This is a genomic window from Achromobacter marplatensis (assembly GCF_049060505.1).
Lineage (GTDB): Bacteria > Pseudomonadota > Gammaproteobacteria > Burkholderiales > Burkholderiaceae_B > Achromobacter > Achromobacter marplatensis_A.
This window is the reverse complement of record NZ_JBMGRB010000014.1, coordinates 131948-150575: the sequence shown is the minus strand read 5'-3', so window position 1 is coordinate 150575 and position 18628 is coordinate 131948. Positions and strand designations below refer to the sequence as shown.

The 18628-nt window shown below is 64.4% G+C and carries 19 protein-coding genes; 13 read left to right on the top strand and 6 right to left on the bottom strand.

Annotated features, from left to right (window positions below):
* From ACI0FO_RS27620 to mpl, 4 genes are all read right to left on the bottom strand, one after another.
* The coding region (locus tag ACI0FO_RS27620) for a hypothetical protein (protein WP_416031786.1) at positions 1-264 on the bottom strand (264 nt) is incomplete at its 3' end.
* Positions 265-855: 591 nt separating this feature from the next.
* Positions 856-2763 carry a ribonuclease catalytic domain-containing protein gene (locus tag ACI0FO_RS27615; RefSeq protein ID WP_416031785.1) on the bottom strand — a complete coding sequence of 636 codons (1908 nt, stop codon included), beginning with the start codon at positions 2761-2763 and terminating at the stop codon, positions 856-858.
* Positions 2764-2836: 73 nt separating this feature from the next.
* Positions 2837-3439 carry a YqiA/YcfP family alpha/beta fold hydrolase gene (locus tag ACI0FO_RS27610; RefSeq protein WP_416031784.1) on the bottom strand — a complete coding sequence of 201 codons (603 nt, stop codon included), beginning with the start codon at positions 3437-3439 and terminating at the stop codon, positions 2837-2839.
* A 29-nt stretch (positions 3440-3468) separates the two neighbouring features.
* Entirely contained in the window at positions 3469-4839 is a 1371-nt protein-coding gene (mpl, locus tag ACI0FO_RS27605) for a UDP-N-acetylmuramate:L-alanyl-gamma-D-glutamyl-meso-diaminopimelate ligase (protein ID WP_416031783.1), read from the bottom strand.
* Between the two features lie 144 nt (positions 4840-4983).
* Between mpl and ACI0FO_RS27600 the strand changes: the two genes are divergently transcribed.
* The 13 genes from ACI0FO_RS27600 to ACI0FO_RS27540 all read left to right on the top strand — a co-directional run bounded on the left by ACI0FO_RS27600 (position 4984) and on the right by ACI0FO_RS27540 (position 16860).
* Positions 4984-5517, top strand: coding sequence for a TlpA family protein disulfide reductase (locus tag ACI0FO_RS27600; protein WP_416031782.1), 534 nt, complete (start codon positions 4984-4986; stop codon positions 5515-5517).
* An 89-nt stretch (positions 5518-5606) separates the two neighbouring features.
* Positions 5607-6041, top strand: coding sequence for a type II 3-dehydroquinate dehydratase (gene aroQ, locus ACI0FO_RS27595; protein WP_416031781.1), 435 nt, complete (start codon positions 5607-5609; stop codon positions 6039-6041).
* Positions 6042-6128: 87 nt separating this feature from the next.
* The gene (gene accB, locus ACI0FO_RS27590) at positions 6129-6584 is read left to right on the top strand and encodes an acetyl-CoA carboxylase biotin carboxyl carrier protein (RefSeq protein WP_416031780.1); all 456 of its coding nucleotides are present in this window, start codon (positions 6129-6131) and stop codon (positions 6582-6584) included.
* Positions 6585-6593: 9 nt separating this feature from the next.
* Positions 6594-7940 (top strand): acetyl-CoA carboxylase biotin carboxylase subunit, encoded by a 1347-nt coding sequence (gene accC, locus ACI0FO_RS27585; RefSeq protein WP_054427251.1) that lies wholly within the window; start codon positions 6594-6596, stop codon positions 7938-7940.
* A 138-nt stretch (positions 7941-8078) separates the two neighbouring features.
* Positions 8079-9005: a 50S ribosomal protein L11 methyltransferase gene (gene prmA / locus ACI0FO_RS27580; protein WP_416031779.1), complete on the top strand. Its 927-nt coding sequence runs from the start codon at positions 8079-8081 to the stop codon at positions 9003-9005.
* A gap of 23 nt (positions 9006-9028) precedes the next feature.
* Positions 9029-10603 (top strand): DUF3426 domain-containing protein, encoded by a 1575-nt coding sequence (locus ACI0FO_RS27575; RefSeq protein WP_416031778.1) that lies wholly within the window; start codon positions 9029-9031, stop codon positions 10601-10603.
* Positions 10604-10615: 12 nt separating this feature from the next.
* Positions 10616-11557, top strand: a complete 942-nt coding sequence (locus ACI0FO_RS27570) for a carbohydrate kinase family protein (RefSeq protein ID WP_416031777.1) — start codon at positions 10616-10618, stop codon at positions 11555-11557.
* A gap of 206 nt (positions 11558-11763) precedes the next feature.
* Positions 11764-12267 carry a glycine zipper 2TM domain-containing protein gene (locus ACI0FO_RS27565; RefSeq protein ID WP_169271870.1) on the top strand — a complete coding sequence of 168 codons (504 nt, stop codon included), beginning with the start codon at positions 11764-11766 and terminating at the stop codon, positions 12265-12267.
* A 439-nt stretch (positions 12268-12706) separates the two neighbouring features.
* Complete coding sequence (locus tag ACI0FO_RS27560; protein ID WP_006226661.1) at positions 12707-12946, top strand: acyl carrier protein; 240 nt, start codon at positions 12707-12709, stop codon at positions 12944-12946.
* Positions 12924-14111: a D-alanyl-lipoteichoic acid biosynthesis protein DltD gene (locus ACI0FO_RS27555; RefSeq protein ID WP_416031776.1), complete on the top strand. Its 1188-nt coding sequence runs from the start codon at positions 12924-12926 to the stop codon at positions 14109-14111. The genes ACI0FO_RS27560 and ACI0FO_RS27555 overlap by 23 nt, the downstream gene beginning before the upstream one ends.
* Complete coding sequence (locus tag ACI0FO_RS27550; protein ID WP_105559333.1) at positions 14108-14260, top strand: hypothetical protein; 153 nt, start codon at positions 14108-14110, stop codon at positions 14258-14260. Before ACI0FO_RS27555 ends, ACI0FO_RS27550 begins: the two co-directional genes overlap by 4 nt.
* 7 nt (positions 14261-14267) lie before the next feature.
* Positions 14268-15395 (top strand): MBOAT family O-acyltransferase, encoded by a 1128-nt coding sequence (locus ACI0FO_RS27545; protein ID WP_416031775.1) that lies wholly within the window; start codon positions 14268-14270, stop codon positions 15393-15395.
* Between the two features lie 16 nt (positions 15396-15411).
* Complete coding sequence (locus ACI0FO_RS27540) at positions 15412-16860, top strand: D-alanine--poly(phosphoribitol) ligase (protein WP_416031774.1); 1449 nt, start codon at positions 15412-15414, stop codon at positions 16858-16860.
* A gap of 34 nt (positions 16861-16894) precedes the next feature.
* Here ACI0FO_RS27540 and ACI0FO_RS27535 read toward each other — a convergent pair whose 3' ends face one another.
* Both ACI0FO_RS27535 and ACI0FO_RS27530 read right to left on the bottom strand, forming a co-directional pair.
* Positions 16895-17455 carry a YggT family protein gene (locus ACI0FO_RS27535; protein WP_416031773.1) on the bottom strand — a complete coding sequence of 187 codons (561 nt, stop codon included), beginning with the start codon at positions 17453-17455 and terminating at the stop codon, positions 16895-16897.
* Positions 17456-17587: 132 nt separating this feature from the next.
* Positions 17588-18313 (bottom strand): histone H1-like DNA-binding protein, encoded by a 726-nt coding sequence (locus tag ACI0FO_RS27530; RefSeq protein WP_416031772.1) that lies wholly within the window; start codon positions 18311-18313, stop codon positions 17588-17590.
* Positions 18314-18628 lie beyond the last annotated feature (315 nt).

Sequence of the window (18628 nt, the reverse complement as noted above, 5' to 3'; positions counted from 1 at the left end):
GTTGACGGTCAGTGCGCCATCGGAGACGGATTCGCGGTTGACGGTCAGTGCGCCATCGGAGACGGATTCGCGGTTGACGGTCAGTGCGCCATCGGAGACGGATTCGCGGTTGAAGACCAACGCGCCGTCGGAGATGAATTCGTGGTTGAAGATCAATGCGCCATCGGAGATGAATTCGCGGATGAAGATCAATGCGCCGTCGGAGACGAATTCGTGGTTGGCGATCAACGCGCCGTCGGAGACGAATCCGCGGTTGACGGTCAATGCGCCATCGGAGACCAATTCACCGCTGACGATAATCCCTCAAAAGCACGACATCGCCGGATCCCATCGCCGGCCTCCCTTTTAGACGGGTGGCGCGCGCACAGGTGCGAAAAAGCAAGCGACTGCTGGCCGCGCGCCACCCGTCGCTCCACCTCCCCACCTGACGGCGGGACCAACAGAAAACCACCCCCCAAAAGCGCGCAAGCGACCACGCGACAACGCCCCGACAACGCGTATGCCGAAAGCGTCCGCCCGCGCGGACGCTTTCGGCGGGCCCCGCAAATCTCGTCAGTAATAATCCACCCAGCAGCGCATCGAGCCAAGACGGCGCCAGCTCGTCGGCGGGGTTCGCCTGATGGCGCGCAACCTTGATGCGCCCGAGGGAATCTGAAGGCAGCGGCCGCAGGCCGCAACGAAGATGACGAAGGGGCAGTCCGGAGCGAAGGCTCCGGACCGCAATCGTGGGCGTGCGCCATCAGGCGAACCCCGCCGACGGGCGACCTACGAAGCCCAAAGAAAAACAAACCCGCCCCGCCCGCCACCCGAAGTCGACCCACGAAGCCCCACTAAATATCCAACACCGCCTGCCAACTAAGAAGCAGCATCCCCAGCAGCCGGACTAACCTCTCCCAAGTACCTGCAATCCAGTTCCAGACTCAACTCGTCCATCCCCAGAATATCAATCTCCACTGCCGTCCCCCGCTCCAACTCAGGCATCCCGCCCACCCGAGTCACCAGCGGCGCATTCGCGAACCGCACCAGATCGTCGCGCAACACGTGCGCCACCGTGCGGGTCACGCCGTGTTGCTTCAGCCAGCGCAGGCACCAGTAGCGTTCCATGGCGCTTTGGAACTCCGCCCACGCCGCGTATTGCGCATCGAATGCGCCGATGATCGCGAACAAGTCCGCGTCGCGCGGCTTGAACGGGGCCACCAGGCGGGCCGACACGCCATGTTCCACGGCGGCGATCAGTTGCCATTGGTTCACCAGATCGACATAGCGGCGCAGCGGCGACGTGCTCCAGGCGTATTGCGGCACGCCGATCGCCTCGTGCGGCAGCGCCTGCGTGCTCATGCGCACGCGCCCCGCCTGTTGCGAACGGTAGATGCCCGGCACGCCGTGCTGGTGCAGCAAGCCACCCCATTGGTTATTGGCCAGGATCATGTATTCGGCCACCATGCGGTCCAGCGGCGCATTGCGCTGGCGCGGCACCAGCCGCACCGGCGTGTCCGGATCGTCGGGATTGCCGTCCAGATAGAAGCTGTATTCCACCCGCGAATTGTTCTCGGGCTTGCCACGCACCTTCTCGCGTTGCGCCGACAGCGCCTGCGCCAGCTTCCACAGCGGACGCAGCCAGTGGCCATAGGGAATGTCCGCCGACGGGTCCGCCAGGCTGGCTTCCGTGACCTGCGCATCCAGCATGTTGTGGCGCAGGTTTTCTCGCACCACCACGCGCTCCAGGCGCGTCTCGGATTCAATGATCTCGCCCGTCTCCGGGTCGGCCACGACATACAGCGACAGCACCGGCACTTCGCGCCCGGCATCCAGCGAAAACGCCTTGATGACGTTGTCTGGCTGCATCGGAATCTTGTCGCCCGGCATATAAACCGTGGACAGACGGGCGCGTGCCAGCTTGTCGAACTCGCTGTCGCGGGTCACGGTCAGGCCGGGGGCGGCCACGTGCACGCCTACTCGCAGGCGCCCGTCGGGCAGCTCCGTGACGGACAGCGCGTCGTCGATTTCAGTGGTGGTGACATCATCCACCGAATAGATCTCGGCGTCCGACAGCGGCAGGTCGCGGTCGATGGGCGGCAGTTCCAGGTCGGGGAACGCCAGTCCGCGCGGGAAGTTCACCGCCAGGAAGCGGCGCTTGTGCAAGGCCAGCGCATGCGGCCAGGCGCCCAGCTCAAGCAGCAGGCGGTCCGGCGTCTTGCCCAGCTTGGCGCACGCGGCCTCCAGCGCCTTCCATTGCTGCGTATTCTTGTCCGGGCGGATCAGCAGGGACTCAGCAGCCTGGGCGATGGGTTCCGGCAGGCGGCCGGCGGCCATTTCGTCCACCCATTCCTGCTGCTGCTCGGCCTGGCGCTGCTTCTTGTCCAGCGCAGCCAGGGCGGCGGCCAGAATATCCGGCGGGGCAGGGCGGTAACGGCCCTTGCCGCGGCGATGGAAATAGGCCGGCGCGCTATGCAGGCGCATCAGCAGCGCGGCCTGCTCCACAGGCGTGGGGGCGTGGCCGAAATAGTCGGCAGCCAAGGCGGGCGTGTCGAATTCTTCCTGCGGCGCGCATTCCCATAGGAACTGCAGATCCAGCGTCTCGGCAACCTCGGCCGCCTGGCTCATCAGCGCCGCCGGCTCGGGCGCCGCGAAGTTGAACAGGGTGTTGGCGCGCTTGATCTTGCTGCGCTTGCCCGACTCCGATTCCACCTGCAGGCTGGCGTCGGTCTCGGACAGGATATTGCCGGCCTTGAAGCTGCCGTCGTCTTCGTAAAACACATACATGGTGGGGATCGTCCTGGGCGGCGCGCACGCGCCGCCTTGCGCAGCTATATAGAGTGTTGAGGTCTGGTACTGATTATTGGGCGCGAACCTGCCTGGCGCCAAGGGCGAATTCAAGCACCTCGGGCATCCATTGGGCGAAATCGGATAAACCGTGGTCGCTGCCCTGCACGATACGCTGGCGGCAACCCGCATAGCGATCGCGCATTTCGCGCCAATCCAGCACCTCGTCGCCGGTCGCCGCCACCAGGAAGTACCGGTCGGGCTGCGTGATGAGAGGGGCATGGATCGCCGCCAGTTCGTCCACATATTCGGGCAAAAAGACGAACGGCGCGTCGGAATGATACATGTGGTGTTCGCCGACCTGGGTGGCCAGGTCGCGCGCCGCCTCCACGGCCGGGTTCAGCAGGGCGGCCTGGCAGCCCAGTTGCTCGGCCAGCCAGGTGGCGTAGAAACCGCCTAGCGACGAGCCGACCACGGTCAGGGCGCGGGGACTATCCACGCCATCCAGCTGGCGCCGGGCAATGCCCATGGCCAGGTCGATCGCTTCCCTGGGGCTGGCGGGCAACTGGGGGCAGGTCCACTCGGCAGCCAGGCCGCGCTGGGCCATGGCGTCGGCCATCATCCTGGCCTTCATCGAAGTCGGCGAGGAACGAAACCCATGCAGGTAAAGGATCATGTCGTCGTTGTCCGGTGGCGGGCCGCCGTTCAGCCGCGCGCCTGCAAGGCGTCCAGCAGCTTGCCGTGGATGCCGCCAAAGCCGCCGTTGCTCATGACAAGCACTTGATCCCCGGGTCGGGCCGCGGCGGCCACGGCGGCGACCAAGGCGCCGATGTCATCGTAACTGGAAGCCCGGTCGCCCAGGGGGGCCAGGACGTCGGCCGGATTCCAGCCCAGCGCATGCTTGCCGTTGTGCGCGCCGAAGCAGAACACCAGGTCGGCATCGGCCAGGGCGTCGGGCAGGCGGGCGGCCATGGTGCCCAGCTTCATGGTGTTGGACCGGGGTTCCAGCACCGCCAAAATGCGTGCCGTCCCGACCTGGCGCCGCAATCCTTCGAGAGTGGTGGCGATGGCGGTGGGATGGTGGGCGAAATCGTCGTAGACCTTCACGCCGTTGACCGTGCCGCGCAGCTCCATCCTGCGTTTGACGCCGCCAAAGCGGGTCAGCGCGTCGATGCCTTGTTCCGCGGAGACGCCCACATGCTCGGCGGCGGCCAGGGCCGCCAACGCGTTCATGCGGTTGTGTTCCCCCGTCAGATTCCAGCGCACGGTGCCGACCGCCGCACCGTTGCGCAGCACGCCGAACGCTCCATCTGCGTCGGGCGGTGTGGCCTGCCAGCCGCCATCGGTGCCGAACGTGACGGTTTCCGACCAGCATCCGCGGGCAATCACGCGGTCGAGCGCTTCGGAATGTGCGGGACGCACGATACGCCCCGATCCCGGAATGGTGCGCACCAAATGGTGGAATTGGGTCTCGATGGCAGCCAGATCGGGGAAGATGTCGGCGTGGTCGTATTCCAGGTTGTTCAGGATCGCGGTGCGCGGGCGGTAATGGACGAATTTCGAGCGCTTGTCGAAGAAGGCGGTGTCGTATTCGTCCGCCTCGATCACGAAGGGCTGGCGCGCCGGGTCATAACGGGCCGACACGTGCAGATCCTGCGCCACGCCGCCGATCAAGAAATTGGGGGCCAGGCCGGCGGCTTCCAGCACCCACGCCAGCATCGAACTGGTGGTGGTCTTGCCGTGGGTGCCCGCCACCGCCAGCACATGCTGGCCGGGAAGGACGTTGTCGCCGAGCCATTGCGGGCCGGACACATAGCGCGCGCCTGATTCCAGGATGGCTTCCATCAGCGGATTACCCCGGCTGACCACGTTGCCGATCACGTACAGGTCGGGCTTGAGCGCCATCTGGTCGACGCCGAAGCCTTCGATCAGTTCGATTCCCTGTTCGGACAGTTGCGTGCTCATGGGCGGATACACGCCCGCATCGCAACCAGTGACCTTGTGTCCGGCGGCCCGCGCGATCAGCGCCAAGCCACCCATGAACGTACCGCAGATGCCAAGAATATGCAGGTGCATTGAAAACTCTCCTGTCCTGCATTGTATATATAGAGCGCCCCACGCCGCGCCGCGTTGCGTTGCCACTCGCTGCCCCCCAAGGGGGTATTTTCGTCTTGGGACGGCCCTGCGACAAAAAACAGCAGTAGCGGTTATGATCGCGCCATGAATCGACGCCTACTTCTTTCCGCCGGCGTGGCGGTTGCCGCCACGGTTGCGGGCGCTTTTACGTGGATGGGCCGCAAGCCCCAGGATTCCGCCGCTCCAGCCGAAGCGGGTGATCCCGTCGCCGGGCTGATGCAATTGCAGATGCCGGATTTGAACGGGGCGACCCATACGTTGGCCGGATGGAAAGGCCAACCGATGGTGGTCAACTTCTGGGCGACCTGGTGCGCGCCGTGCGTCAGGGAAATGCCCGAACTGGATGCCTTGCAGAAAAAATACCCGCATATTCGATTTGTCGGTATCGGCGTCGATTCGGCGGCGAACATGCAAAAATTCGTCGAGAAAGTGCAAGTTTCCTACCCGCTTTGGGTCATCGGCGCCGGGGCAATCGATACCTTGCGCAAGCTGGGGAACCCCAGTGGCGGCCTGCCTTTTACCATCGTTTTCAATGCAGATGGCGGAATTAATCGGAAAATACTGGGCGAAATCCAACCCGATGACTTGAATCAAACCCTCTCTGGTTTGAAGGCGTAAGTCTGTTGGACAAATAGTAGGAATTGGCGTAAAAAGCTGGTTTATCGGCTGTTTTGCCAACAATTGGCAATCCACTCATTGGCAAGCGCATGGCGCAAAACATACTGGTATTGCATGGCCCGAACCTGAACCTGCTTGGCACCCGGGAACCTCATATCTACGGCAGTTTGACCTTGCCCCAGATCAATGAGCGCCTGGAACTGCTTGCAGGCGAATTGGGCGCCAAGCTGTCAGCTTGGCAAGGCAATCACGAAGGCGCGCTGGTTGACCGCATTCAGGCGGCCCGGCAAGACGGCACAGACTTCATCATCATCAACGCGGCGGCTTATACGCACACCAGCGTCGCAATTCGCGATGCGCTGGCTGGGGTCGCGATCCCATTTATTGAAGTACATTTGTCCAATCTGTATAAGCGAGAGCCCTTCAGGCATCACTCTTATCTGTCCGACTTGGCGATAGGCCTTATCAGCGGCCTCGGCGCGGACGGCTACGAGGCGGCTCTGCGTTACGCAGTGCGGCACTGATCTCGCACCAACTCACAGCTTTTACATCTTATACGGCGCGGACCCCACGCTGGGACGCCGCCGACACTATCTCGGGAAGCAGCTTCTATGGACCTTCGAAAACTCAAAACCCTGATCGACCTGGTGGCTGAATCGGGTATCGCCGAGCTGGAAATCACCGAAGGCGAAGGCAAGGTACGCATCGTCAAGTTCTCGCAGACCTTGCAGCCGGTGGCGTACCACCAGCCCGAAGCCGGCGCCCACGCCGCGCCCGCAGCCCCGGCCGCGGCGCCTGCCGCGCCGGTCGCCGAAGCCGCCCCGGTCATTCAGGGCCATGTCGTGAAGGCGCCGATGGTCGGCACGTTCTACCGTTCGCCGAACCCGGGCGCGGCCCCGTTTATCGACGTGGGCGCCACCGTCAAGGAAGGCGATCCGCTCTGCATCATTGAAGCCATGAAGCTGCTCAATGAAATCGAAGCCGACAAGTCCGGCGTCATCAAAGAAATCCTGGTCGAAAATGGTGAGCCCGTCGAATACGGTCAACCCCTCTTCGTCATTGGCTGATAGCTGAAAATGTTCGAAAAAATCCTGATCGCCAATCGGGGCGAAATCGCCCTGCGCATTCAGCGCGCTTGCCGTGAGCTGGGCATTAAAACCGTGGTCGTGCACTCCGAGGCTGACCGCGAAGCCAAGTACGTGCGCCTGGCCGATGAATCCGTGTGCATCGGGCCCGCGCCGTCGCGTGACAGCTACCTGAACATGCCCGCCATCATTTCGGCGGCCGAAGTCACGGATTCCGAGGCAATCCACCCGGGTTACGGGTTCTTGTCCGAAAATGCCGACTTCGCCGATCGCGTCGAAAAGAGCGGCTTCGTCTTCATCGGTCCGCGTCCCGACACCATTCGCCTGATGGGCGACAAGGTCAGCGCCAAGCGCGCCATGATCGAAGCGGGCGTGCCGGTGGTGCCGGGTTCCGAGGGCGCGTTGCCCGAAGATCCGCAGGAAATCATCCGCATTGCACGCGAAGTCGGTTATCCGGTCATCATCAAGGCGGCAGGCGGCGGCGGTGGCCGCGGCATGCGCGTGGTGTACACCGAGGCCGCGCTGCTGAACGCCGTCACCATGACGCGTTCGGAAGCGGGCGCCGCGTTCAACAACCCGGAAGTCTATATGGAGAAGTTCCTCGAGAACCCTCGCCATGTGGAAATCCAGGTGCTGGCCGATGGCGGCCGCAACGCCGTCTGGCTGGGCGAACGCGACTGCTCCATGCAGCGCCGCCACCAGAAAGTCATCGAAGAAGCGCCGGCTCCCGGCATCGCCCGCCGCGCAATCGAGCGCATCGGCGACCGTTGCGCCGACGCTTGCCGCAAGATGGGCTACCGCGGCGCCGGCACGTTCGAATTCCTGTTCGAGAACGGCGAGTTCTATTTCATTGAAATGAACACCCGCATCCAGGTCGAACACCCGGTGACTGAACTGATCACCGGCATCGACCTGGTGCAGCAGCAGATCCTGGTCGCCGCAGGCGAGAAGTTCACGCTGCGCCAGCGCGATATCCAGTTCAAGGGCCATGCGATCGAATGCCGCATCAACGCGGAAGATCCTTTCCGCTTCGTGCCCAGCCCCGGCCGCATCACCAACTGGCATACGCCGGGCGGCCCTGGCGTGCGTATCGATTCGCATGCGTACAACGGCTACTTCGTGCCGCCGAACTACGATTCGATGATCGCCAAGGTCATCACCTACGGCGACACGCGTGACCAAGCGTTAGCCCGCATGCGCATCGCGCTGTCGGAAATGGTGGTGGAAGGCATTTCCACCAACATCCCGTTGCACCGCGAATTGTTGCAAGATGCCCGCTTCATCGAGGGCGGCACCAGCATCCACTATCTGGAAAACAAGTTGGCTCAGCGTCCCTGACCGACCACTAGGGGCCTCGCGGCCCCTTTTTGCCTTTGGGCGAACCCAAGGCAAACCCTTCGGGGGCCTTTTTAATTGTTTTACGGTCATCGGGCCGCGGCATCCGCCGCGGCCCGATGACCAGATGGAAGAATAATCATGCGTGAACTCGTGCTCCATTGCCTAGAGGCGCAAGCCGAAGCGTTGTCGGACGCGCTGCTGGAAGCGGGCGTGCTCTCCGTTTCCGTCGAAGACGCCGACTTCGGCACCGATGACGAACGTCCGCTGTTCGGCGAACCCGGCACCGAGCCCGACGTGCAGGCCTGGGACCGCAATCGCGTTGTCGCCTTGCTGCCCGACGGAGCCGATCCCGCGCAGATCATGGAAGAAGCCGCCGCGGCAGGCGAGCTGGACCCGACGCTGTTTGCCGGCTGGACCCTGCGCGACGTGCCCGATGCCGACTGGGTGCGCCTGACGCAATCGCAGTTTGGCCCCATCCACATCGCCGAACGCTTGTGGATCGTGCCCAGTTGGCACCGCGATAGCCCCGACGTGCCCGGCTTCGATCCGGCCGCCACGGGCGACGGCGCGATCCATATCGAACTGGATCCGGGCCTGGCCTTCGGCACCGGCAGCCACCCCACGACCCACCTGTGCCTGGCATGGCTGGAAGCCGACCTGCCGGCCGGCGCCACCTTGCTGGACTATGGTTGCGGTTCGGGCATTCTGGCAATCGCGGCCCGCAAGTTGGGCGCGGGTCCGACGCAAGCGGTGGACATCGACGCGCAGGCCGTGCAAAGCACCGCCTACAACGCCGAGGTCAACCGCGTTGAGCTGCAAGCCATGTTGCCCGACGCGCTGGCCGACGGCACGTTCCAGGTGGTCGTGGCCAACATCTTGTCCAATCCGCTGAAGGTGCTGGCGCCGATGCTGGCCGGACGCGTCGCCGCCGGCGGCCATCTGGTGCTGTCCGGCGTGCTGGAACGCCAGGCCGAAGAGGTGGCCGCTGCCTATGCGCCCTGGATCGCGATGTCGGTCTGGCGCGCACGCGACGGCTGGGTGTGCCTGCACGGCCAGAAGGCCTGAGCGGCGGTTCGGCTGGATCGCATATGGCCCTGACCACGCGCTGCCCCCAGTGCGGCACCTCGTTCAAGGTGGTGCCTGACCAACTCCGGGTCCGTAATGGCCTGGTGCGCTGCGGCGCTTGCTCCACCGTTTTCGACGGCCGGGCGTGCCTGCTACCGGCATCCGGCGCGCCGTCGGCCGTTCCAACCGTGCCGCCGGTCGTGGCGCCCGCTGCGGCGGCGGCTGCGCCGGTGCTGGCCGCGCCGCCTGTTGCGCATGCCGCACCCGCCGCACCTGCCGCGTCCGTCGCCGCGACGCCGCCGCGCTACGTTCCGACGCCACCACCGCCTTCCGAGGCGCCGCCGCCGCTGGCCCGCCCCTCCGCAGAGCCGCCTCGCCAGATCGCCCCATGGGAAGACGAGCCCATTCCGGCGGCCCCGTCGCCTGCGCCTATTCCGGCGTCCGCCGCACCCGGGGTATCCGCCGCGCCCGCCACGCCCATCCCGTCCGCCGCGCCTGCCGTGCCGCCGTCCGTGCTGCGCGGCCGCGAAGACATTCGCCGGCGCACCGAGCCGGATGACGACCTGCCGGAAAATGATCTGGACGAGGAAGACGAGGACGACGCCGACCTGCGCGATGACGCCCGTCACGCCAGCTTCGTGCGCCATCCGGAGCCGCTCCGCGACCCCGCGCCGCGTTGGGCGCCACCGGCGCCAATGGCACCACCGGCACCACCGGCCCCACCGGCCCCACCGGCTCCGCCGACGTCACGCAACGAGCCCGTCATCGCATCGCGCGCCACGGAACCGGTCGTTGATCGGGATGCCCGGCGCCACGGCGCTCCGCCCGCCGAGCCGTCCTTCGCCGACGACGCCCGCGATAACGAAGACGATCACTACCTTGAAGACGATCCATTCGATGCCCGCCCGGATGGCCATCGTGACGATCACCGCGACGCCACCCCGCACGACTACCGCATCCGCGCCGACGAGGATGCCGACGGCGAACTCGACGACGATACGCGCGAACCGGTCTTGGGCGAGGCGCGCACCCGCTATTCCAGCGCGACCGACGTGGGCCGTGCGCCGCCCGAGTTCCTGGACCAGGATCGGCAGGCGCGCCGAGGCCTGTTGCGCAAAGTCTGGGGCTATGCCTGCCTGCTGGGCTTGATCGCGCTGGGCCTGCAACTGGTGTACGCCTACCGCACCGACATTGCCAATTCCGTGCCGGCCTTGCGGCCCGTGCTGGACATCGCGTGCAAGCCGCTGGGCTGCACGGTCGGATACGCCCGGCGCCTGGAGCGCATCGCGATTTCCTCGTCGTCGCTGCAGCCGCCGCCGGGCGCCGCCGCGATCGATGATGGCCGCACCCGGCTGGTGTTGAACCTGGTGCTGCGCAATCGCTACGACAAGCCGCAGCATTGGCCAGCCCTGGTGCTGGATCTGACCGATTTGTCGGATACGGTGGTCGTTCGTAAAGTGCTGAAGCCCGAAAACTACCTGACGCCCGATCAGTTGAGCGGCCCGTTTGGCCCGGCTGGCGAACTCAAGATCTCAGTGCCCATTGAAGTGACTGGCGTGCAGGTCAATGGCTACCAACTCGATAAGTTCTTTCCTTAAAGGATGACAAGCATGGCAACCCCCGTCCTGGTTTGCGGCTCGATGGCGTTCGACACGATCGCGGTGTTCGAAGGCCGCTTCAAAGAGCACATTCTTCCTGACCGCATCCAATCGCTCAGCGTGTCGTTCCTGGTGCCCAGCATGCGCAAGGAATATGGCGGCTGCTCGGGCAACATCGCCTACAACATGAACCTGCTGGGCGGCAAACCCGTGCCGGTGGCAACCGTGGGCGAAGACGCTGGCGAATACATGGAACGCCTGTCGGGTCTGGGCATCGACACCAGCCGCGTCAAGGTCGTGCCGGACACCTTCACCGCGCAATGCTTCATCACGACCGACCTGGACGACAACCAGATCACCGCCTTCCACCCGGGCGCCATGTCGTTTGCCGCGGAAAACGATCTAAGCGATGCGGACGCGGCGTGGGCCATCGTGGCGCCGGATGCCAAGGAAGGCATGTTCGCGCACGCCGAACGCCTGCACCGCCGCGGCATTCCGTTCATTTTCGACTTGGGGCAGGCTATGCCCTTGTTCGACGGCGCCGACCTGGACCGCATGCTCAAGCTGGCGCAGGCGTTGACCGTCAACGATTATGAAGCGGGCATCGTCGAGCAGCGCACGGGCCGCAGCGTGGCCGATATCGCCACCACGCTGCAAGCCGTGGTGGTGACGCGCGGCGCCGAAGGCGCAACGCTGTACATCGGCGGCAAGACCGTCCAGATCGCACCGGTGCGTGCCTCGCAAGTCGTCGACCCGACGGGTTGCGGCGACGCGCAGCGCGGCGGCCTGCTCTATGGCTTGACCAGCGGTTGGAACTGGGAAGACAGCTGCCGCCTGGGCAACGTCATGGGCGCGATCAAGATTGCGTCTCGCGGCCCGCAGAACCACGCGCCGTCGCGCGCGGATATCGACGCCGTGCTGCACGCGACCTACGGCATCCATCTGCCTGCCTGATTCGCTTTGCTCCTTGGGAACCACGATGCGGTGCAATGGTCGAATCCGCATCGTGTTCCGCAAGGCGGCTTGTTGGCCGCCGTGATCTAAACGCTGTTTTCGGCCTTTGGCTGTGAGTTTCAGTGTGTTGCAGCCGCGGGCGCCGCTTGTTCCGGGCAGAGTATTATGATCAACAGTCGTCGGCAGTGCCCGATCGAGGAGTCCAAATGAACCAAAGCAAATCTCTTTCCCTGGTGACGCCACGTACGGGTCGATGGTTGGCCATCGCAGCCGTCGTGACATCGATGGCTGTGCTGGGCGGTTGCGCGAATCGCAGCGCGTCCAGTGGGGTGTACAGCTACGATCAAGCCCAGCGTGAGCAGATCGTCCGTACAGGCACGGTCACGGGCGTGCGCCCGATCGTGATCCAGAACGATAAATCCAGCGGTGTCGGCATGTTGGCCGGCGGCGCATTGGGCGGCGTGGCAGGCAACGCCATCGGTGGCGGCACGGGCCGCACCATCGCCACGGTCGGCGGCGCGATTCTGGGCGCCCTGGCGGGTAACGCCGTGGAAAACCGCGTCGGCACGAATTCCGGCTATGAAATCACCGTGCGTCTGGATAACGGCGAAACCCGCGTGGTCGCTCAGGAAGCCGATGTGCCCGTCAGCGTGGGCCAGCGCGTCCAAGTGATCAGCGGCGCCGGTCCGACCCGCGTCACGCCGATGTAATCGGCAAGCCTGATTAGAAAAGCCCGCGCAAGCGGGCTTTTTTTTTTGCCCGGGCCAGGCTGGGGGCGGCCATTCCACGCTCTTTGTTTTTGCCCGAAAATCCAGGCGTCGAATATCGGGGCCAGGGGCAGAAGCCCGGAAAGGACGCCGCGATTTGTCGTTCTGCCGCAACGCAGCACCCGGGATTTACCCGCAAGCGTTACGTTTCCCAGCCATTTCTCGCTATTTACCCCAAAAGTTTCATGGCGATTCGACGGCCGAAATGCAATGATTGCGCCTGCGATCGGCATCGCGATTCGATTTTGATGTAACTAAGTGCATCCTGAAGCCGGTCTGGATCGCTGAGCCGTCAGTTGAGTTTCAGCATTTTTCTGTATCCTCGTTGTCCTGGATCCCAGGGGATGGGGATGTTTTGCCCACGAGGCAACCTGCACTGTCTATGCATACCGAGCAAGAACTCCACACCAAGATCGGCGAGATCGTCGAGTCGATCGTCATGAAGAAAGTCACCCCCGATACGCAGTTGATTGCCACTGGCCTGGTTGATTCCCTGGCCGCGGTGGACATCACGCTGGCCGTCGAGTCGGAGTACGGTTGCAGCATCCCGGCTCCCGAGATCGCCGAGCACCTCCAGTCGGTCCGCACGCTTGCCGGCTATGTCGCTGCCCATACTTCGTAATACGCAGTTGTGGTCCCACGTCGCGGCCGCCGCGACTGCCGTAGCACTGGCGATCGGGGCGTACTGCGGCGCGGATGACTTGCTCAGCCGCATCGTGACACCGACGTCGACCCCGTCCGTGGCCGCGGCCGGCAAAAGCAACTACCTGCCCAACCTGGGGCCGGACTGGGGCACGCAACACGTCAACCTGAATCGCCTGGGCAACGCCCTGAGCGACGGCACGCTGGTTGTGTTGGGATCGTCCGAACTGTCCAGCCATGACCTGCGCTTCGTGCCTTACCGCTTTTTTCCGGAAGAGCTGAAGGTGCCGACGTTGGCCTATGGCCACGCCATGTTCCAGTCCTATGGCATCGTCAGCGTGCTGGAATCCGTGGCGAATTCGCTGACGCCGAACACACGGCTGGTCATCATGGTGTCGCCCGCCTGGTTCGCCTCGGGCGGCCAATTGCCGCGCAGCGCGTTCGCCGAACACGTGACGGGCCCGGTCTGGGACCGCCTGTGGGACCAGCCGAACACGCGCGAACAGATGCAGAACTGGATCAGCGACAACGCCAACTGGGGGCTGCTGTGGTTGATCGCCAACGGCCAGGTCGCCGAGCTCAAGGATAAGCTGTCGCTGTGGTGGCATGCCCGTAAAGAGCCTGCGCCGGACCGTCCGCGCAGCAAGCTGTCGGTGCCGGCGCACCGTTTCGTCGCCTGGCCGTCGTCCGCCCGTCTGAACGCAGGGCAGTGGAGCCGGCTGACGCATCAGGCGCGCGAAGTCGAGCGCGGCTTGGGCGGCAACAATCCCTACGACGTCCGCGACGACTACTACAAGCAGTACCTGGCGCCGCTGTATTCGCCGGCGCGCAACGAATTCGCCGACGTAGACCCGATCACCCGCACCGAGCTGGGCGATCTGTCGCGCGTCATGGCCTTGCTGCAACGACGCAAGGTGAAGGCGTATTTCGTCATTCAGCCGTTCAATCCCAAGCTCATCCTGGATGTCGAGCGATTCGACCCGGTGGTGGCTGCCATTACGGGCATGTGCCAGCGGTATCAGATGGGTTGCCTGGATCTCTACAGCATCCCGTTCGAACCCGGCATGGTGCGCGACGACATGCATCTGGCCGAACTCGGCTGGGCGATGGCGGACCAAGGCATTGCGGAGTACTTTTCCCGATGAAATTCTTTCGAAAAGAGGGCGCCGGGCGCCGTTTCTTCTGGCACCTGTGCCTGTACATCGGGGTGATCCTGGTGTTCGTGCTCCAGGCGCAGCCCACCACGGGCAGCGGCGGACCGATCAAGGTCGAATTCCAGTATCAGCAGTTCTGACCACGCCATGGAATTGTTCGCAAGCTTGAGCTTTTTCGGCGGGGCCCTGTTCGGGGGCCTTGGCCTGTTGGCGTACCGGTCCTTCGGCATGCCGTTCCGTATCGGCTACCGCCACATCATCGGCGTGGTCTGCCTGGGCGTGTGGATGGCAGTGTTCTGGGCGCGTCCCTATCAACCCATCGCGCTGCTGGCCATTTCGGGCAGCGCGCTTTGGGCCGTGCGCCGCAACTACATCCCCACCTGGCTGGCCGTCATCATCACGATGACGCCGCTGCTGCTGGTGAAGACGGGCGTGTCGCACCTGGGCGCCATGCTGGGACTGTCGTTCGCGACCTTCCGTGCCATCGACGTGCTGCTGTTCGCGCAGCGCAACGAACGCGTGTCGCCGCTGGATTACTTCATCTATCTGTTCTTCCCGCTGACGCTGCTGGCCGGCCCGATGTACCGCTGGCGCAATTTCCAGGCGGACCTCAAGCGCGGCTACGAAGGCGTGAACCTGAGCACCTGGCTGACCGGCCTGGAACTGATCATGCTGGGCGTCATCCAGAAGTTCGGGCTGGCCGAACTGATCTGGCGCTACGGCTTGTCCACGCTGGACGCGCACGACTATTCGTTCACGGGCGTGGCGTTGAACGCGTCGCTCTACAGCGCCTACCTGTTCTTCGACTTTGCCGGCTATTCGACGATGGCGATCGGCATCGGCATGCTGTTCGGCTTTACCTTGCCGATCAACTTCCGCAACCCGCTGGCGACGTTGAATCCGCAGGACTTCTGGCGTCGCTGGCACATCAGCCTGTCGGAGTGGCTGCGCGACGTGGTGTTCATGCCGATCTACAAGGCCTTGAGCAAGACCAAGTTCTTCGGCCGTCACCGCATGGCGGCGCAGAACATCGGCATCTTCGCGACGCTGCTGGCGATGGGCGTCTGGAACGGCCTGTCGCTGCACTACATTGTCAGCGGCCTGATGTTCGGCGCGTATTCGGTGGGCCATAACCTGCTGATCAACGCCTCGCGCACGCGTCCCGCCCTGCAGGCCGCCTTGGCGCAGCCTGTCATGCGCTTCTTGGGCCGCGTGCTTACCTTGATTCTGGCCGCGCTGGCGCTGTACGTGTTCAGCGGCCGCAGCCCCATCTGACGCCGGGAGTTTCGGCATGCGTTTCGACCTGAAGTCCTTCCAATTCGTCGACACCGACGTGGCCCCCGACGCGCTGGCCGTCGCCGGCGCCGACCGCAGCCTGACCTGGGCGCAATTGCGCGCGGAAGCGGCCGCCTGGGCCGACGAGGCGCGCAAGAACGGCGCCGCGCCGGATGTGCCGGTGGCCATCTACGGGCATAAGGAAGCGTCTTTCTTCGTCGCGATGGTCGGCGCTTTGCTGATCGGTGCGCCGTTCGTGCCGGTGGATACCATCTACCCGGCGGAGCGCCTGCGCCGCATTGTCGAGATCGTCCGCGCCGCTGCCGTCTATGATGCGGCGTCCGGCACGTTCACATCGGGCCAGGGCGCTGAACTGGCCGAGCGCGGGCTGGCTTATGTCATGTTCACGTCCGGCAGCACGGGCGACCCGAAGGGGGTGCAGATCGGCCGCGAAAGCGTCGGCCTGCTGGGCGACTGGATGCTGGGCAGTTTTGGTTTGGGCGATGCGCCCGTGTTCATGAACCAGGCGCCTTTCAGCTTCGACTTGTCCATGTACGAGGTGTTTGCCACGTTGGCGTCGGGCGGCGCCTGCGTGCTGAACGCGCGCCAGCAGATCGCGGCGGCGGGCGATTGGATGCCCCGCCTGGCCCAGCATGGCGTGACGGTCTGGGTATCCACCCCGTCGTTCGCGCACCAGCAATTGGCCAACCGCGATTTCTCGCCGGCCAGCTTGCCGGCGTTGCGCACGTTTCTGTTTTGCGGCGAGCCGCTGCCGTCGGCGCTGGCCAAGAAATTGCGCCAGCGTTTCCCCGGCGCCGTTATTCTGAATACGTATGGCCCCACGGAAGCCACCGTGGCCACCACGTGGATCGAAGTCACCGATGCGGTTCTGGCCGCGCATGACCCGCTGCCGGTGGGGCATGCCAAGCCGGACAGCGTGCTGATCGTGGATGAAGGCGAAATCTGCATCGTGGGCGACCACGTCATGCGGGGATACCTGAACCGTCCCGATCTGAACGAGGCCAAGCTCTACACCTATGCCGACGGCCGCCGCGCTTTCCGCACGGGTGACCTCGGGCAGATGGAGGCGGGCGGTCTGCTGTTCTGCCGCGGCCGCATGGATGACCAGATCAAGCTGAATGGCTATCGCATTGAACTCGCCGAGATCGATGAGGCCCTGCATGCCTTGCCGGGCGTGGAGGGCGGCGCGTGCGCGGTGCTGCGCCGGCCTGACGGCACGGCGGTTCGCCTGATTGGTTTCGTGGCGGAAGCGGGCGAAGCGGCCGAGCAAGCGCGCTTTCTGGCGCCCGATGCGCTGGGGGGATGGAAAGAGCGGCTGGCCCAACGGCTGCCGCCGTACATGGTGCCGTCCGAGCTGGTGGCTTGCCCGGCGCTGCCGATGTCGAACAACCATAAGATCGACCGCAAGAAGCTGGTCGAGATCTACGCCGGCATCCCGGCGTAGCCTGGCAAAGGGGCGGGGCGCTGCGCCCCGCGCCTTACAGCCCCATCATGCGCTGGCTGAGATTGCTAAGCACCATCAGCAGCACTTGCGCCACGATCAGCAGCACCAACGGCGAAAAGTCGATCGCGGTGCGCGGCAGCAGGCGCCGGATCGGATCCAGCATGGGGGCGGTCAGCGATTGCAGCAGCGGCATCATGGGCGCCATCGGGTTGACCCACGACAGCACGGCCTGGATCAGCGTCAGCCAGACCACCAGATTCAGCGCCCATTTAATGGCCATCAGCAGGGCCGAGCCCATGGCTGCGGGCAGCAGGGCAGCGGGGATCAGTGCGCCGATGGACACCAGCCAGATCAGCACGATATAGGCCAGCGCGGCCAGCCACGTGGAGACCAGGCTCGTCCAATCGATCTTGTTGCCCGCGGGGATGATCTTGCGCAGCGGCATCACCAGCCAATTCGTGGCTTGGTAGATGGCGCGCGAAAGCGGATTGAAGGGGTGAAGGCGGATCGCGTGCATCCAGGCGCGGGCAATCAATGCGGCGCCGAACAGCGTGAACACGATTTCGAGGAGAAAGCGGAAGATATCACCGAGCATGGACGCGATCACCGAAAAAAGAAGGAATCAATTGTCTCACGGCATGATGGTTCTGAGCCGCCGCCGCAGCCACGAAAAAGCCGCCCGGCACGCCGGGCGGCTCTGGTGAAGCCAGGGCTTCAACCGTCCTGATTACGGACGGCCACCCGTCGGGAACGGCCACGACGCGGCGGGGTTCAGCGCGGTCTTCGCGCCCGGGGCAGCAGCCGTCGACGACGGAGGCGTTGCGGGCTTCTTCGGAGCGGCTTTCTTTGCAGCAGGCTTCTTGGCAGCGGCGGGCTTGGCAGCAGCAGCCGGCTTGGCGGCAGCAGGAGCCTTCTTCGCAGCAGGAGCCTTCTTGGCAGCGGGAGCCTTCTTGGCTACGGCCTTCTTGGCAACAGCCTTTTTGGCGGCAGGCGCCTTCTTGGCAGCGGCCTTTTTGGCGGGGGCCTTCTTGGCTACCGCTTTCTTGGCAACCGCCTTCTTGGCGGGGGCCTTCTTGGCTACCGCTTTCTTGGCAACGGCCTTTTTGGCGACGGCCTTCTTGGCTACCGCTTTCTTGGCGACGGCCTTTTTGGCGACGGCCTTCTTGGCAACCGCCTTCTTGGCGACAACCTTCTTGGCTACCGCTTTCTTGGCGACGGCCTTTTTGGCGACGGCCTTCTTGGCTACCGCTTTCTTGGCGACGACCTTCTTGGCTGCCGGCTTCTTGGCGGCAACCTTCTTCACTGCCGGCTTCTTGGCGGCGGCGACTTTCTTGACAGCTACCTTCTTGACAGCGGCTTTCTTGGCCGGTGCGGCCTTTTTAGCGACTGCCTTCTTGGCGGCGGCGGGCTTCTTCACCGCTGCTTTCTTTACGGCTTTCTTGGCTGTTGCCATGGTCATGCTCCTTAGGTTCAGGGGTCCCAGAACTTAAACCCGTGCCCCGACTCGCCAACAAGGCGAACCGTGCCCGGGCTATTCATCGGCGCATGCCGCTGTTCTGTGCGAGCAACAGCTACTACGGTTTGCGCTAATGAATTCGGCACAGCCATTTGATATGGCCCCCGCTCCTTTGGCGCGAGCCATTTCAAATGGCGCCGATCGGCTGCCTGATCACAGGTTGCCGACCGCTTGTTCTACGTGTTCGAAATGCCTCCAAGCCGCGCCTTTGGCTCGCCGCCCCCGAGGGGGTGCGGTTTGCCTTGGGCGGCC